Annotated in this window: 17 protein-coding genes; 5 read left to right on the top strand and 12 right to left on the bottom strand. The window is 65.5% G+C overall.

The genetic code is table 11. The features are described 5' to 3' along the window. Positions 1-3 precede the first annotated feature (3 nt). From alc to JW897_RS09905, 5 genes are all read right to left on the bottom strand, one after another. Complete coding sequence (gene alc, locus JW897_RS09885; protein WP_205465945.1) at positions 4-1044, bottom strand: allantoicase; 1041 nt, start codon at positions 1042-1044, stop codon at positions 4-6. A gap of 199 nt (positions 1045-1243) precedes the next feature. Beyond that, entirely contained in the window at positions 1244-1861 is a 618-nt protein-coding gene (locus JW897_RS09890; protein ID WP_205465946.1) for a LysE family translocator, read from the bottom strand. Positions 1862-1872: 11 nt separating this feature from the next. Continuing rightward, a complete protein-coding gene (gene uraD / locus JW897_RS09895; protein ID WP_205465947.1) occupies positions 1873-2382 on the bottom strand; it encodes a 2-oxo-4-hydroxy-4-carboxy-5-ureidoimidazoline decarboxylase in 510 nt (169 codons plus the stop codon). After that, positions 2373-3311, bottom strand: a complete 939-nt coding sequence (gene puuE, locus JW897_RS09900; protein ID WP_205465948.1) for an allantoinase PuuE — start codon at positions 3309-3311, stop codon at positions 2373-2375. Before puuE ends, uraD begins: the two co-directional genes overlap by 10 nt. Before the next feature lie 17 nt (positions 3312-3328). After that, a complete protein-coding gene (locus tag JW897_RS09905) occupies positions 3329-4072 on the bottom strand; it encodes a GntR family transcriptional regulator (protein ID WP_205465949.1) in 744 nt (247 codons plus the stop codon). A 177-nt stretch (positions 4073-4249) separates the two neighbouring features. Here JW897_RS09905 and uraH point away from each other — a divergent pair, with 177 nt between their 5' ends. The 4 genes from uraH (at position 4250) to JW897_RS09925 (ending at position 6768) form a co-directional block, all read left to right on the top strand. Then, on the top strand, positions 4250-4603 hold the full coding sequence (uraH, locus tag JW897_RS09910) for a hydroxyisourate hydrolase (protein WP_048413636.1): 354 nt from the start codon (positions 4250-4252) through the stop codon (positions 4601-4603). Between the two features lie 33 nt (positions 4604-4636). After that, positions 4637-5917 (top strand): urate hydroxylase PuuD, encoded by a 1281-nt coding sequence (locus JW897_RS09915; protein WP_205465950.1) that lies wholly within the window; start codon positions 4637-4639, stop codon positions 5915-5917. Positions 5918-6318: 401 nt separating this feature from the next. Then, positions 6319-6609: a hypothetical protein gene (locus JW897_RS09920; RefSeq protein WP_205465951.1), complete on the top strand. Its 291-nt coding sequence runs from the start codon at positions 6319-6321 to the stop codon at positions 6607-6609. Beyond that, a complete protein-coding gene (locus JW897_RS09925) occupies positions 6610-6768 on the top strand; it encodes a hypothetical protein (protein ID WP_205465952.1) in 159 nt (52 codons plus the stop codon). 328 nt (positions 6769-7096) lie between these two features. On the opposite strand, the gene JW897_RS09930 is transcribed toward JW897_RS09925, so the two are convergent. The 3 genes from JW897_RS09930 to JW897_RS09940 form a co-directional block, all read right to left on the bottom strand. Next, positions 7097-7723: a hypothetical protein gene (locus tag JW897_RS09930; protein ID WP_205465953.1), complete on the bottom strand. Its 627-nt coding sequence runs from the start codon at positions 7721-7723 to the stop codon at positions 7097-7099. 185 nt (positions 7724-7908) lie between these two features. Further along, entirely contained in the window at positions 7909-8370 is a 462-nt protein-coding gene (locus JW897_RS09935; RefSeq protein ID WP_205465954.1) for a YiiD C-terminal domain-containing protein, read from the bottom strand. Further along, positions 8351-10324 carry a S9 family peptidase gene (locus JW897_RS09940; RefSeq protein WP_205465955.1) on the bottom strand — a complete coding sequence of 658 codons (1974 nt, stop codon included), beginning with the start codon at positions 10322-10324 and terminating at the stop codon, positions 8351-8353. The genes JW897_RS09935 and JW897_RS09940 overlap by 20 nt, the downstream gene beginning before the upstream one ends. A 237-nt stretch (positions 10325-10561) precedes the next feature. Here JW897_RS09940 and JW897_RS09945 point away from each other — a divergent pair, with 237 nt between their 5' ends. After that, a complete protein-coding gene (locus JW897_RS09945; RefSeq protein WP_205465956.1) occupies positions 10562-11077 on the top strand; it encodes a YcnI family copper-binding membrane protein in 516 nt (171 codons plus the stop codon). A 254-nt stretch (positions 11078-11331) separates the two neighbouring features. Here JW897_RS09945 and JW897_RS09950 read toward each other — a convergent pair whose 3' ends face one another. The 4 genes from JW897_RS09950 to leuS all read right to left on the bottom strand — a co-directional run bounded on the left by JW897_RS09950 (position 11332) and on the right by leuS (position 16011). Then, entirely contained in the window at positions 11332-11721 is a 390-nt protein-coding gene (locus JW897_RS09950) for a YidB family protein (protein WP_205465957.1), read from the bottom strand. Between the two features lie 56 nt (positions 11722-11777). Further along, positions 11778-12782: a DNA polymerase III subunit delta gene (gene holA / locus JW897_RS09955; RefSeq protein ID WP_205465958.1), complete on the bottom strand. Its 1005-nt coding sequence runs from the start codon at positions 12780-12782 to the stop codon at positions 11778-11780. Then, positions 12763-13323, bottom strand: coding sequence for an LPS-assembly lipoprotein LptE (locus tag JW897_RS09960; protein ID WP_205465959.1), 561 nt, complete (start codon positions 13321-13323; stop codon positions 12763-12765). The genes holA and JW897_RS09960 overlap by 20 nt, the downstream gene beginning before the upstream one ends. Positions 13324-13392: 69 nt before the next feature. Next, positions 13393-16011, bottom strand: coding sequence for a leucine--tRNA ligase (gene leuS / locus JW897_RS09965; protein ID WP_205465960.1), 2619 nt, complete (start codon positions 16009-16011; stop codon positions 13393-13395). Positions 16012-16147: the final 136 nt, after the last annotated feature.

The following is a 16147-nucleotide window of genomic DNA, read 5'->3' on the forward strand; positions in this document are numbered from 1 at the left end:
GGTTCAATCCGCCAGCCGGCCCCAGATCCGCAAGCGGCTGACCCCGCCGTCCGGGAAAATGTTCAGGCGCACATGGGTGACCGCGCCCAAATCGCGCAGCAAGTCCTTGCCGTAAAAGTGCTGCTGGTCCATCTCGGTTTTCTGCTCCGGCAGCAAGGGCTCCCAAAACATCGCCTGGGTCACGATGGACTGATCGGTGCCATGGCGGACATAGGCGGCCTGCACCGAAATCCGGTCCGGGTAATTGCCCTTGAAGTGGGCGGTGTCCACTTCGATGCGCTCCACCAGCGCCGCGTGTCCCAGCTCGACGATGCACCAGTCGTTGCCCGGCTCGCGGCGGCGGCGGGTTTCCCAGCCGTCGCCCATATTCACGCCGCGCCCCGGCATCAGCAGCCGGAACGGCACGCCGAAATGGGCGTCGTTATAGGCGACGATGCGGCCGCCCTTTTCCAGCGCCGACACCTCGTGCGGCACAGCCGGGTCCTGCCGCGCCCAGTCGCAGACCGGCTGGCCGTAGACCCGAAAGCGCGCCACGCCGCCGTCCGGATAGATATTCAGGCGCAGATGAGTCCAGCAGCGCGCATCGTCGATGGCGATGAAGTGATGGGCGCAGGGGCCCAAAGACGCGGCCGGCAGGATCTCCACCCACTCGGTCCGCTCGTCCGGATCGCCGGCCGAGCGGCAAGCCTCCACCGAGGCCGCCGGCGGATAATTGCCGCTGAAGTGGCTGGTATCGATGTCCAGGCCCTTGATCACCCCGGGCAAGCCCAGCTGGATCACCGCGTGGTCATAGCCGCCGTTGCGGCGGCGGCGGGTTTCCCAGCCGTCCATCCATTTGCCGTGATCGTCGAACTCGCCGACGATGAACACCGGCTCGGACGCTTGCAGCATCCGCTCCGCCGCGGCGAACCACTGATCGGAACAGGCCAAAACCCTGGCGCCGAAATCGGCGGCGGCCAGGTTGGCGTAACGCCGGGCGAATTCCGGCACATCGGCCGCCGGAGCGTGCAGCACCGTTCCCGCCGGGTGATTGACAAGCGCCATCAGACTCTCTCCTTTTTAGAACCTGTTTACGATCTGCTGCGCTTCGGCGATACAGCGTTGAAAACACCCTCAAAATGCTCATGTACCAACCGTACATTCCGCTTTTTCGGCCGTTTTCGCCTTGTCTCGCTCTTGCTCGCGAGATCGTAAACACGTTCTTAAGTGCATCGGCGCGCAAGCAGGCCGCGCCGTCCGCCGTTCATGCCGTCAGCCGGCTCCAGATCAGCGCCAGCCCCAGTGCGAGGAAAAACAAGGCCGAAGCCTTGAGAAACACCATGCGCAGCACCGCCAGCCGCTGGAAGAACAACTGCGCCAGCAAGCCGTACGCGGTCTTGCACATTAAATCGATCGCCGCCCAGCCCGCCGCCATCCAGCCCAGTTGCGGCGCCAGCGGCGCTTGGGCGTCGATGAACTGCGGCAGCAGCGCCACGAAAAAAGCGATGTCCTTGGGGTTGCTGATGCCCAACAGAAAGGCATGGGAAAACCACTGCGCCGGCGCGCCGCTGCGGCCGTCCTGCGCGGCCGCGGCCTGGCCGGCGCCGCGCCAGGCCTTGAGCCCCAGCCACAGCAAATAGCCGGCGCCCAGCAGCTGCAAACCGGCGAACAGGCCGGGCGAAGCCAGGATCAGCGCGCCCACGCCCAGCGCGGACAAGAGCAGCAGCGACAAAGAGGCCAGCACCCCGCCGACAAACGCCGGCCAGGCGCGCAGCAAGCCATGCTCGGCGCTGGTGGCCACCATGAACAGCGACAGCGGGCCGGGCACGGCGATCACCACCAGGATGGACAACAAGTAGATGACGAGAATCTGGCTGGACATAGCGGCTCCGGCTAGGCGATCAGCTCGGCCAGACGCAGGCCGGCAATCCGGTAGATCTGCTGCAAACAGGCCTGCCGCTCCGCTTCCGGCTCGGCGGCCAGCCGCCGCTGAAACTCGGCGATGATGTCGGCGCGCTGATAGCCGCGCACCGCCAAAATGAAGGGGAAACCAAAGCGCGCCCGGTAGTCGGCGTTCAGCCGCCGCAACAGCTCCAGCTCCTGCGGCGAACACTGGTCCAGCCCGGCGCCGCCTTGCTCGGCGGCGGATTCGGCGGTCACCTCCCCGCGCAGCGCCGCCTTGCCGGCCAGCTCAGGGTGGGCGCGGATCAGGCGCAATTGCGCCTCCTCGTCCGCCTCCTCCACCTGTCGCCGCATGCAGCCGTGCAAATCGGCCACGCTGGCGAACGGCCGCTGATCGGCCGCCTGCGCCGCCACCCAGGGCGAATGCTCGAAAATGCCGCCCAGCGCGGCGACGAACCGCTCCGTCGGCAGCGTGTTCAACTGCGCCAGCGTCAAGGACATGATCCGTCTCCGGTGAAAGGATGCGCTTCCCGCCAATGCCGGGCGATATCCACCCGCCGGCACACCCACACCCGCGGATGCGTTTCCAAATAATCGAGAAAGCGGCGCAGGCCGGCGAAGCGGCCGGGGCGGCCGATCAGCCGGCAATGCAGCCCCACCGACAACATGCGCGGCTTGTCGGCGCCCTCGGCGTAGAGCACGTCGAAAGCGTCTTTCAAATAACTGAAGAAATGCTCGCCGGTATTAAAGCCCTGAGCGGTGGCGAAGCGCATGTCGTTGGTGTCCAGCGCGTAAGGCACGATCAGATGCGGCTGCTCGCCGCCGTCGCTGCGCCGCACCCGGGTCCAGAACGGCAGATCGTCGCCGTAGTAATCCGAGTCGTACAGAAAACCACCGTCGTCCGCCACCAGCCGCCGCGTGTTGGGGCTGTCGCGGCCGGTGTACCAGCCGGATGGGCGCTGGCCGGTCAGGCGGCGGATCGCCTCCACGCAGCGCCGCATATGCTCGCGCTCCACCGCCTCGTCCACCGCTTGGTAATGAATCCAGCGATAGCCGTGGCCGGCCACCTCGTGGCCCAGCTCCGCCAGCGCGCTGGCCAGCTCCGGGTGCCGCTCCAACGCCATGCCCACGCCAAACACCGTCAACGGCAGGCCGCGCAGCTCAAACTCGCGCAACACGCGCCAGACCCCGGCGCGCGAGCCGTACTCGTAAATCGACTCCATCGACAGATGCCGCGCCGGGTAGGCCTCCGCGCCGATGATTTCCGACAAGAACTGCTCGGAGCCGGCGTCGCCATGCAGCACATTGCTCTCGCCGCCCTCCTCGTAATTGAGCACGAACTGCACGGCGATGCGCGCCGCGCCCGGCCAGTTCGCCTCCGGCAGCTCGCGGCCGTAGCCGATCAAATCGCGTGGATAATCCGCCTGCATGGCCATCCTTCCCGCTGTCAGCGCTTGAGGTTGAACACCGTCCACGGGTCCAGCCGGCCAGGGGCCTCCACCTTCATCCGCCGCTCGCAATCCTCCAGATGGTGGTGCATCGCCGCCGCCGCGCCGGCGCGGTCGCCGGCCTCCAGCCGCGTCAGGATCGCCTCATGCTCGTCGAAGGAGCAGGCGCTGCGGCCGGGCACATCGTACAAAGCGATGATCAGCGAGGTGCGCGAACACAGGCCGTGCATCAGCTCGGTCAATACCTCGTTGTCGGCCAACCGCGCCAGTTGCACATGAAAGGCGTTGGACAGGCGAATCCAGCTGACCCGATCACCGCGTTCGAAAGCGGCGCGCTCGTCGGCCACCATGCGCCGCATCGGCGGCAAGCGCGCGGCCAGATCGGGCAAGGCCAGCAGCTTGTCCAGAATCGCCGCCTCCACCATGCGCCGCGCCTCGAACACATCGCGGGTTTCCTTCTCGTCCGGCTTGGCGACGAAAGCGCCGCGATTGGGCTGGATATCGACAATCTTGTCGTGCGCCAACTGGGCCAACGCGCTGCGGGCGCTGCTGCGCGAGCACTGGAAGGCGTCGCATAGCACCGCCTCGGTCAGCTTGACCCCCGGCAACAGCCGTTGGTCTATCACCGCGTCGAAGATTTCCCAGTACAGGCGGTCGGCGTCATTGCTCGGCGCGCCGTCGCCCACCAGGGTGGACGCCCTGGGCGCGGTGGCGGCGGACGTTCCGTTAGCGGAATGCAACATGTCTCCTCCCGGTATTTCCATATCCTGCTCTATGCCTTCAGAATTTTGTTGACAATTATTGTCGTGGGCAAACACTATCGTCAACACAAATTGTCGACAATTTTAAATCGCCATCGCGAACAACAAGATCGACAACAGGTCCGCCAGATCGGGCCGTACAACAAAGGAGAAACAACCATGGGCAAACTATCCACCCATGTGCTGGACACCATGCACGGCAAGCCGGCGGCGGGCGTGCGCTGCCAGTTGTACCGGCTGGACGGCGAACAACGCCAATTGCTGGCCGACGCGACCACCAACCGCGACGGCCGCTGCGAGCGCCCGCTGCTGGAAGGCGAATCACTGCGCGCCGGCGTGTACGAACTGCTGTTCCATGCCGGCGATTACTTCGCCGCTCAGGGCGTGAAGCTGCCGGAGCCGCGCTTCCTGGACCAGGTGGCGTTGCGTTTCGGCATCGCCAATGCGGACGAAAACTACCATGTGCCGCTGGTGGTGACGCCGTGGTCCTACTCCACCTATCGCGGCAGTTGACGCTGTTCCCGTCCCCCACCCGGAAACCTCGCCATGGAAAACTACCTGCTGGAGCTGGGCAACCTGCTGCTGCGCTGGTTGCACGTGATCGCCGCCATCGCCTGGATAGGCGAATCGATTTACTTCGTCATGCTGGACAACAGCCTGTCCCCGCCCTCCGCCGCCGATGCCCGGCGCGGCCTGCACGGCGAGATGTTCGCCGTACACGGCGGCGGCTTCTACCACAACCAGAAATACCTGGGCCAACCGCCGTTCCCGCTGGACGACAAGCTGCACTGGTCGTTCTGGAAATCCTACGCCACCTGGCTGTCCGGCTTCGGCCTGTTCTCCCTGCTCTACCTGTTCAACGCCTCCTTCTACCTGGTCAACCCGGCCAGCCCCTGGGCCTGGGCGGCGGCCTTGTCCGGCGGCCAGGCCGCGCTGATCGCCACCGGCTTCCTGCTGGGCGGCTGGCTGGCTTACGACCAGCTCTGCCGCCGCATCAGCCCGAACATGAACCGCGACGGCCCGCTCAGCCTGGCGGTGGCGCTGCTGATGACGCTGGTAGCCTACGCCAGCAGCCAGATCTTCCAGGGCCGCGCCGCCTTCCTGATCACCGGCGCGGTGATGGCCACCTGCATGTCGGCCAATGTCCTGTTCTGGATCATCCCCGGCCAGCGCCGCATGGTACGCGCCATCCGGGCCGGCGAAAAACCCAATCCGCTGGACGGCCTGCGCGGCAAGCAGCGCTCGGTGCACAACACCTATTTCACGCTGCCGGCGGTGTTCCTGATGATCAGCAACCATTACTCCTTCACCTACGGCAACCCCCACGCCTGGCTGATCATGGTGCTGTTCATCCTGTCCGGCGCGCTGATCCGTCAATACTTCGTGCTGCGCCACTCCGGCCGCAAGCGGCCGCTGCTGCCGGCGCTGGGCGGCCTGTTGCTGGTCGGCGTGGCATTGTTGGCCGCGCCGCCCCTGCCCGGCAGCGCGCCCGCCGCCCCGCAAGCCGCGACGCCGGCTCCCACCAAGGCCGCGGCAAGCTCCCCGCTGCCGGCGGCGACGGAAACGGCGGCCGACGCCCGCCTGCGCCAGATTCACGCCATCATCCAGAACCGCTGTCTGTCCTGCCACTCCGCCACGCCCAGCCAGGCCGGTTTTGTGGCGCCGCCGGCCGGCTTGAAGTTCGACGATGCGCAGGAAATCGTCAGCAACGCTCTCAGAATCAAGCAGGCGGTGGCGTCCAAATACATGCCGCTGGCCAATTTGACCCAGATGACCCAGGAGGAGCGCGAGATTCTGGCGAAATGGGGGCCGACGTCCAGCCGCTAGCGCAACGCCGGCAGGTTTTAAAAATAAAGAATGGTTCAGTCACATGGGGCGGCTGGGGATAACTTCCCCATACCGCCCCATCTTGTGGATATCTCAAACAAGCCAAGAAGAAGCCACCTCACCTTGACCCCGCCGGCCCCCTCGGCAACAATCCCCAGGTTGCCGCCAAAACAAGCGGCACACGGGATTGGCGTCCCGTCGCTAGCATTAACCCTGGGCCTACGCAGCATGCTGCGTGGGCTGCTTTGCCATGGCCGCGCCATTCGGCAGGCGTGTGGGAGGAGGGTGCCATGCACTCGCCGGTTTAATGCTAGCCCGGTACGCCAATCCGCTCACGCGCCTGCCTCACCTCAGTCTTCCCCGGCAGGTGGTTTATCTTGTGTCACAGCAGGAGAAACACCATGCAACATCCTCAAAACTTTCCCCGTCGCCGCCGCTACAAACTGCACTCGCTGGAGCAGCAGGAAGCCTTGCTTCCCTTTGTTCGCTTCTGCCCCGGCCGTACCTATGCGCATTACTGGCAAATGCCCATGCCCAGCAAGGATGCTCCCGCCGATGCCGCTTATGGCCGCGAATGCGCGGCTCACCTGCTGCAATGGCTGAAGGACAACCGCGAATACGTCGGCAAAGGCCTGCTCAGCCGTGTAGCGCGCGACATCGACTTTGACGACCGCGACGGACGCGGCCAGTGAATGGGTTTCTTCAACTATTTGGAAATCATCATGCTGCTGGGTGCCGACCGGGTCCGGGTCTATCGCCATGTCGATAGCCAACACCAGATCTACCTGGCGCTGGGACAGCGGTTTAACCTAGAAGCGCGCTTCCGCCGCATCCGCCTGCGAAACCGCTAAGCGTCTTGCGGTGGGTATCGCTGCGCTCCACCCACCCTACGTGAGGCGGATTGGTAGGGTGGGTGGAGCCGTAGGCGATACCCACCAAACCCCGCCGCCAAGATCCAAGCATCGGTCCCATCGCGTTTCCGCGTGGGTATCGCTGCGCTCCCCCATCCTACGTGAGGCGGATTGGTAGGGTGGGTGGAGCCATAGGCGATACCCACCAATCCCCGCCATCAAAACCCTAAGGATCACGCCCAATACGCTTCCATTCGCGTCGGGGCGGGAAATTTTGTGAAACGGAGCAGCGCGGAAAGGACTGGAATGCAAACGCGCGTCCTGTCTTTCAGGACGCGCTACCCTGCCAACAGACGCCGCCGAGCAGCGGCTCCGCCCAGAAAGGCGGGCGAGCCGCCTCCTCTGTTGTCTTCGCCATTTCCACCCAGGCCTCCTGCTTGCTCCATTCGTACAAGACGCCGGGCTGGATCAGATGCAGGTAAACGCGCTCGAAGGCCGACGATTCCAGCAAATCGTGAGTGGCGGCGGTCAGCGCCGCTTCCTGGATGAAGGCGGGAAACAGGGTGGTGGCGGCCACGCCGCCGAACTGTGGAATATTGGCCGCCAGCAGCAGGCTCAATTCATAACCGGGCTTGGCCGCGTAGCGCTTCACGCATTTGGCCTGAATCCGGTATTTGATCGCGGCGATCGGCGCGTTGGGCACGCTGATGTCCACATCCTCGCCCTGCAGCGCCTGGCGCACCTCGCGCGCGCGCAGACAGCCTTTGCCGCCGCCAAAAAGATGTTCGTCCGCATGCACTTCCGTCACTTCAAAAGCGATTCGCCGGCCGTCGCTGAGGGTGGCGCCGACATCCGGCAGCGGCGGCGGCCAGGACTGTCGGTCCACGGCGTGCAAACCCTTGCGCTGCAATAGACGCAGCACCAGTTCCAGCTCCTTCTGCGCTTTTAACGCCATCGGCCTCCCCCAGCGCACGCCTGCCGGCGTTGCGGCGCGGTTGCGGCCGGAACGCCGAGACGCGGTTATTTTGGCTATCGCTCAACCCAACCCGGCACAAGATATTTCTTTTTAGCACAAAAAATAAGCTATTCAGATTGGATTTAAAGTTTGATAAGCGATGCCGCGCCACCGCGGGGCGCGTTTCAGTCTTGGGAATCCCCTTCGCCGGGCAGCACCACGAACTCGCCGTCCAGGCCGCCCACCGCTTCGCCGTCGCATTCCAGCGCCACCGCCAGCCGCAGCCGCCCCATGCGGCCGCGCCGCAAGGCGCGCTCCAGCTTGTCCCAGGCGGCGGGCTCCGGCGCGGCGGCTCGAGCCAGGAAGCCGGCGGCGATGGGTTTGTCGTAACGCATGCTGTTGCCGTGGATGATAACGCGGCCCGGCAAGCCGCGTTCGCGCAAGCGCATGAACACCAGACACCAGGCGGCGAGGATGGCCACCGCCGAGGCGCTGCCGCCAAACACGGTGGCGCGGTGGTTGATATTGGGCGCCAGCGGCGCGCGCAGGATCACGCTATCGCCGCTGGCCTCGACCACGCCGACCGCCATCGCGGCGGACAGCGGGATGTGTTGGTGGAGGTAGTCTTCAAGCGCCTGTGGACTCATGTTTTTCTCCCGGTTCGGCGCGGCCGGCTTTGGCGGCGCCGCCTCCATTCTGCCCCAACAGGTGACGCTGGAAAAACCACAGGCTGTGGCCCAGTTGCAGCACCTGGTTTTCGCGCTTGGCCGCGCCGTGGCCTTCGTCCGGGAACAGGATCAGGCCGCCGTCCACGCCCTTGCCGGCCATGGCGCGATACATTTGCAGCGCCTCGCCCACCGGCACCCGCGGGTCGCTGACGCCCTGGATGATCAGCAGCGGGTCGCGCAGCTTGTCGATATAGTTGATGGGGGACAATTGCTCCAGCGCGGCGCTGTCGCGTTCCAGGTCGCCGTATTCGGCGGCGCGCAGCGCGCGGCGGTAAGACGCGGTGTTTTGCAGGAAGCTGACCAGGTTGGCGATGCCGACATTGGACACGCCGGCGTCGTAGGCGCCGGCGAAGATGGTCATCGCCGCCAGCGTGGAGTAGCCGCCGTAGCTGCCGCCCATCACGCCGATCTTGGGCGCCGCGCCGGCCGCGCCCCACTGGCTGCGGATGTAAAGCGCGGCGTCTTCGATATCGGACAGCACTTGCAGCCGGCGCGGGCCGTTGTCGCTGTCCAGCCAGGTTTTGCCGTAGCCGATGGAGCCGCGCACATTGGGCTGCACATAGATGAAGCCGGCGTCGACGAACAGCTGCGCCTGCGGCGAGAAGCCGGCGCGGCTCTGCCCTTCCGGGCCGCCGTGGAAGTTGACCACCACCGGGCAGGGCGTGGCCGCGCAGCGGGCCGGCCGGCGCACAAACATTGGAATCGGCGTGCCGTCGCGCGCCGGATAACTTTCCAGGCTGGCCTTGGCGAAGCCGCGGGTGTCCAGCTCCGGCGCGGACGGCAGCAGCCATTGGCTGAGCTTGCCGCTCTTGCTGTCCCAGACATGGCTGCTGGCCGGCGCGGTGTCGGTTTCCACGCTGAAATTGACGTAGCGGCCGTCGCGGCTGAGGTTAACCACATTGACCTGGGCCGCGCCGGGGAAGGCCGGCAACTTCAGCGCGCGGTAAGCGCGGCGGCCGTCCAGCGCCAGCGCCTTGCCGTAGCCGCCCTGGCTCAGCGTGTAGTAGACGCGGCCCTGCTCGCGGTCGATGTCCAGGTTCTGGACGTCGCCGCGCGTCTCCGGCGTCAGCGGCTGGAACGCGCCGGCGCGCCATAGATAGAGACGGTGGTATTCGCCGAACTTATTGGTGCTCACCAGGTATTCGCCGTCGCGCAGGCCAAAATCCATCCGGTAGTCGGTGGTTTCGCCCTGACCCAGCAGCGGCTGCACGGGCTTGCCGTACGGCGTCCACAGATAGAATTCGGCGCTGGCGTTGCTCAGCGTCTTTTGCAGCAGCAAGCGGCCATCGTCGCGGTGGCCGGCGATGCTCCAGGCGCCGCGCTCGCCGAACAGGCGCTCGCGGCGGCCGTCGGCCAGCCGGTAGCGGTACAGGGTGTAGCTGTCGGCCCGCTCGTCGTTGCTGCGGTAGTACAGCCATTGGCCGTCCTTGCTGAGGAACTGGAACTGGGTCTGCACGCCGGCCTTGTGCTGCACTTCGCGCAGCGCGCCGCCGTTGGCGGCTTGCAGATAGAGGCCGGGGTTTTCCTCCCCCTTGCGGTCGCGGCTGAGCACCAGCCAGCGCCCGTCCGGGCTGACCTCCTGAATCAGGGTGGCGTCCTCTCCGCCGGTCAGCTGCACCGGGAAGCGCTGCGGGCCGTCCAGCTTCCATACCTGCGGCACGCCGGTGACGCGCCAGCTGAAGTACAAGGCCTTGCCGTCCGGGGCCAGCACGCCGGCGCCGGGCGCGCGCAGGTCCAGCATATTCTGCACTTTGCGGCTCAGTTCCGCCGGCAGCGGCGCGGCGCGGTAGCGCGCCACGTCTTCGGCGCTGACGCTGGCGGCGCCAAGACCGCTGTAGCCGCCTGCGGACCAGCCATGAGTGGAAAGCATCATTAGCGTTGCCGCGGATAAAGCACGAACCATCATGACTGCTCCTGAACCATTGGGTGGGCGGACCAGTATAGCGGCCATGACAATGACGTTACAAATGCATTATTCTCATACGAACTATGCGACACTTTGTCGCATGCGAAAGGAATGAGCAGGCGCTAAACTGATGCGGTCAATCCTCATTCGCATTTGCCGCCCCTGGCCGGCAACGGCGCTAACCTTGATCCGCAAAGAGCTTCCATGAAAAAACTCGCCCTGCTGGCCTTGCTGGCCGCTTCCGGTTCTGCCTTCGCCCACGTCACCCTGGAAACGCCCACCGTCGCCAGCGGCAGCTATTACAAGGGCGTGCTGAAAATCGGCCACGGCTGCAACGGCAGCCCCACCACCGCCGTCAGCGTAGAGCTGCCGGAAGGCGTGCGCCTGGCGCAGCCGATGCCGAAAGCCGGCTGGGAAGTGGAAGTGGTCAAGAGCGCGGTCAAGCCTTTCGACAATTACGGCCGCAAGGTCAGCGAGGATGTGAGCGGCATCACCTGGAAGGGCGGCAAGCTGCCGTCCAATTTCTACGATGAATTCGTGTTCCAGGCCAAGATCGCCGCCCAGCCGGGCAAGCTGTTCTTCAAGGTAAAGCAGCAATGCGAGCAGGGCGAGACCAACTGGGCGGAGATTCCGGCCGCCGGCCAGGACGCGCATGAGCTGAAGAGCCCGGCGGCGGAGTTGACGGTGACGGCGGCAGGCGCGGCCGGCCATCATCATTAAGAACCTGTTTACGACCTGCTGCGCGTCGGCGATACGGCGTTGAAAACCCCTTCGAAATGCTCATGTACCTTATGTACATTCCGCTTTCTCAGCGGTTTTCGCCTTGTCTCGCCTTAGCTCGCGAGATCGTAAACACGTTCTCAGAACGGATTCCTTGGCCGACCTGATCCCGCTTGCAAGCGGGCCGGCCAAAGGCATGAAAAACGCCGGCGGCGAGTCTCTCGCGGCCGGCGTTATTGCATGGATGGGTGGGATCAGCGGAACAAACCCTTGAGTAGATCCGCTCCCTGGAACAGCAGATCATCACCTTGCGGCAGTTGGCCGTTGGGGGTCAGCTTGTCCACCAGGCCGGGCAGATGCTCGGCCACCAGCTGCGACAGCTGGCCCTGTTCCAGCCCGAACTTCTCGGCCAGGCCGGACAACTGCTCCGAGCCCAACACTTGCTGGATCTGCTCGGCGGACACCAGCAGATTGCCGCCCTGGCCCACCCAGGACGACACCAGCTCGCCCAGCCCGCCTTGCTGGAATTGCTCCAGCAGGCCGGACAAGCCGCCCTGCTGTTGCAGCAAGGCCTGCAAGGCTCCGCCGGCGCCGCCTTCCGCGCCGCCGGACAGCAAACCGCTCAAGGAATCGAATAAAGCCATGGTGCTCTCCTGTTTGCCGCGCACGGGGCGCGAATCTCGGTAAGTTGCCCGCCGGCTCAAGCGGCCAGCAGGCCCGCCAGCCCGCGCATGGTCTGCCAGGGGTCGCCGGTTTCCACGCCCTTGATCTGACGGTCTATGCGCGCGCATTCCTCCAGCGCGGTCATCAGCTTGCGCGGGCCGATGCGACGCAAGGCCGGCTCGGCCAGACGTTGCTTGTCGCCCCACAAACGCAGTTCGCGCGACATGTCGCGCGCGTTGCGCCCATCCTTCAGGCCCTGGCGCAGACGCAGCAACATGCGCACGTCTTCGGTCAGCGACCACAACACCAGCACCGGCGCTTCGCCTTCGGCCATCAGGCCGTCCAGCATGCGCAGCACTCGCGGCACGTCGCCGGCCAGCCAGGATTCGGACAGGTGGAACACGTCGAAGCGGGCCACATTGGCTACCGCGGCGCGCAGTTGCTCCAGCGTCAGTTCGCCGGCCGGGTACAACAAGGCCAGCTTGTCCACTTCCTGGCGCGCAGCCAGCAGATTGCCTTCGACGCGATCAACAAAAAACGCCAGCGCCTCGCCGCCCAGCACCTGACCCTGAGCCTTGAGCCGGCGCGTGATCCAGCTGGGCAGTTCGGCGCGGCTCACCAATCGGGCCTCCGCCGTCACCGCCAGCTTTTCCAGCGCCTGGAACCACTTGGACTGCTGCTGCGCGCGCTCCAGCTTGGGCAGGGTGATCAGGGTCACCGTGTCCTGCGGCGGCTGGGCCGCCAGCTGTTGCAGCGCCTCGGCGCCTTCGGTGCCGGGCTTGCCGTTGGGGATGCGGATTTCCAGCAGCTTGCGCTCGGCGAACAGCGAGACGCTGCTCATCGCGTCGCGCAGCTGCGACCAGTCGAACCCCGCCTCCACCGTCAGCACTTCGCGCTCCTGATAGCCTTGCTCGCGCGCCGCCTGGCGCAGCGCGTCGGCGGCTTCCAGCGCCAGCAGCGCTTCCTCGCCGTGGATCAGGTACAACGGCGCCAGGCCTTTGCCCAGCGCCGCGATCAGCGCGTCAGGGCTTAGGCTGGGCATCGGCGGGCTTCAGGCTTTGCGGGCCGGTCAGCGGCGCGGCGGCCGGCTTTTTCAGGTAGGCCAGACGACGGACGATCTGCTCTGCCGCGTCGCGACGGGCGTCGGCCCAGATCAGCGCCTCTTCCTGTTCCTTGCCGAGAATGGCGCTGTCCGAGTAGTTCATGCTGCGGCGCACCACCACATTCATGTCCGGCTCCACCGGCACGCCGAACAGCACGGTGCGCACCACGGCGGTGTAGGTCAGCTGGTACTCGTTGATCTTGCCGCCCACGTTCAGGGTCAGGATGTCCTTGGCCTGGTTTTCGCTGAGGATGGTCACCACCGCCTCGGCCTGCTTGGGATTGTCCAGCAGTTGCAGACGCGGGTCGCGCGCCAGCACGGTGCGCACGTCGCCGGTCACGGCGGTGCCGCCGCCGTCGAAATACAGCGAGGCGAACGGCAGCGGCTTCATCGGGCCGCCCAGGCCGCGCAGGTGGAAGCCGCAGGCGCTCAGCGTGACGGCCAGCAGCGCCAGCCACAACCATTGCAGGGAAAGTCTCATTCGCGATTCCTTATCGGGAAACTATGCTTGCCTGACCCGGTCCAGCGCGCTGGACCGGGCCACGCCGGTTTACACCACGATGTTGACCAGGCGGCCCGGCACCACGATGATTTTCTTGGCCGGCTTGCCTTCCATGAACTTCTGCACGTTTTCGTGCGCCAGCGCCGCGGCTTCGATCGCGTCCTTGGCCGCGTCCGCGGCCACGGTGACGCTGCCGCGCAGCTTGCCGCCCACCTGCACCATCAGTTCGATCTCGCTCTTGATCAGCGCGCTCTCGTCCACTTTCGGCCAGGCTTGTTGCAGCAGTTCGCTGCCCGGACGCAGCGCGTTCCACAGCGCGTCGCAGATATGCGGCACGATGGGGGACAGCAACAGCGCCACGGCCTCCAGCGTTTCCTGCGCCACCGCGCGGCCGGCGTCGCCGGAGGTGTCGGTTTTATCGTAGGTATTCAGCAGTTCCATCACCGCGGCGATGGCGGTGTTGAATTGCTGGCGGCGGCCGTAGTCGTCGGCCACTTTCTGGATGGTGGCGTGCAGCTTGAAGCGCAGGTCTTTCAGGCCGGCGGACAGTTCGCCGCCGCTGTAGGCCGGCGCCAGGCCGGCGGCGACATGCTCGTTCGCCGCTTTCCACAAGCGCTTGAGGAAGCGGAACGCGCCTTCCACGCCGGCGTCGGACCACTCCAGGCTCTGCTCCGGCGGCGCGGCGAACATCATGAACAGACGGGCGGTGTCCGCGCCGTAGTTTTCAATGAATTCCTGCGGGTCCACGCCGTTGTTCTTGGACTTGGACATTTTCTCGATGCCGCCCACCACCACCGGCTGGCCGTCGACGCGGTGCTTGGCGGCGACGATCTTGCCCTTGGCGTCGCGCTCCAGCACCACGTCCTGCGGCGCGATCCAGTCGGTGGCGCCGTTGGGCAGTTCGCGGTAGAAGGTTTCGCACACCACCATGCCCTGGGTCAGCAGGCTCTTGAACGGCTCGTCGCTGGACACTAGGCCTTCGTCGCGCATCAGCTTGTGGAAGAAGCGCGCGTACAGCAGGTGCAGGATGGCGTGTTCGATGCCGCCCACGTACTGGTCCACTTGCAGCCAGTAGTCGGCCGCCTTCTTGTCCACCATCGCGGTGTCGCACTTGGGCGAGGCGTAACGCGCGTAGTACCAGCTGGACTCGACGAAGGTGTCCATGGTGTCGGTTTCGCGCTTGGCCGCGCCGCCGCATTTCGGGCAGCTGGTTTCGTAGAATTCCGGCATCTTGGCCAGCGGGGAACCGGCGCCGTCCGGAATCACGTTTTCCGGCAGCGTCACCGGCAGGTCTTTTTCCGGTACCGGCACATCGCCGCAGCTCTGGCAGTGGATGATGGGGATGGGGCAACCCCAGTAACGCTGGCGGGAGATGCCCCAGTCGCGCAGGCGGTACTGGGTTTTCTTCTGGCCGGCGGCCTTGGCTTCCAGATCGCCGACAATGGCGTCGAAGGCGGCGGCGAAGTTCAGGCCGTCGTATTTGCCGCTGCCCACGGTGCGGATGCTGTCGTCCTTGGCGGCGTACCAGTCCTGCCAGGCGGCGGCGTCGAAGTTGTCGTCGCCGCTGGCCGGCGCGTAGACCTGCTGGATCGGCAGGCTGTATTTGTTGGCGAACTCGAAGTCGCGCTCGTCATGCGCCGGCACCGCCATCACCGCGCCTTCGCCGTAGCCCCACAGCACGTAGTTGGCCACCCATACCGGCAGCTTGGCGCCGGTCAGCGGGTGAACGACGAACAGGCCGGTGTCCATGCCCTTCTTTTCCATCTTGGCCACGTCGGCCTCGGCCACGGAGCCGGCCTTGCATTCGGCGATGAAGGCTTGCAGCTCCGGCTTGCCGGCCGCGGCCTGGGTGGCCAGCGGATGTTCGGCGGCCACCGCCACATAGGTGGCGCCCATCAGGGTGTCCGGACGGGTGGTGTAGACCTTGAGCTGGCCGGCGTGGCCGATGCTGGCTTCGTCGTAGGCGAAGGCCACGTCGGAGCCGAAGCTCTTGCCTATCCAGTTGCGCTGCATGGTCTTGACCTGCTCCGGCCAGCCGTCCAGCTTGTCCAGGTCCGCCAGCAGCTGCTCAGCGTAGTCGGTGATGCGGAAGTAGTACATCGGGATTTCGCGCTTTTCCACCAGCGCGCCGGAGCGCCAGCCGCGGCCGTCCACCACTTGTTCGTTGGCCAGCACGGTCTGATCCACCGGGTCCCAGTTGACCACGCCGTTTTTCTTGTAGATCACGCCTTTTTCAAACAGGCGGGTGAACAGCCACTGCTCCCAGCGGTAGTAGTCCGGCTTGCAGGTGGCCAGCTCGCGCTCCCAGTCCAGGGCAAAGCCCAGGCTGTCCAGCTGCTGCTTCATGTACTCGATGTTGGCGTAGGTCCAGGCCGCCGGCGCGCCGCCGTTTTTCATCGCGGCGTTTTCGGCCGGCAGGCCGAAGGCGTCCCAGCCCATCGGCTGCAGCACGTTGAAGCCTTGCAGGCGCTTGAAGCGGGCCAGCACGTCGGTGATGGTGTAGTTGCGCACATGGCCCATGTGCAGCTTGCCGGACGGATACGGGAACATCGACAGCGCGTAGTACTTGGGACGCGACGCGTCTTCCACGGCTTTGAAGGCGGCAGTCTTCTGCCATTTCTGCTGGGCGGCGGCTTCCACCGCGCGCGGGCTGTATTGTTCTTGCATGGCGATCTTTGTCTGGACTCTGAAATTCAAAAGGCGGAAATACAAAAGGCGGGCTGCCCGAAGGCGCCAGTGATAAGCAGCGCTCCGGATAGCCCGTCCGCAAAAAGGTTGCCCCCATTATAACGGCGTCTTCGCT

It is taken from the genome of Chromobacterium alkanivorans (genome assembly GCF_016937655.1).
Taxonomy (GTDB): domain Bacteria; phylum Pseudomonadota; class Gammaproteobacteria; order Burkholderiales; family Chromobacteriaceae; genus Chromobacterium; species Chromobacterium alkanivorans.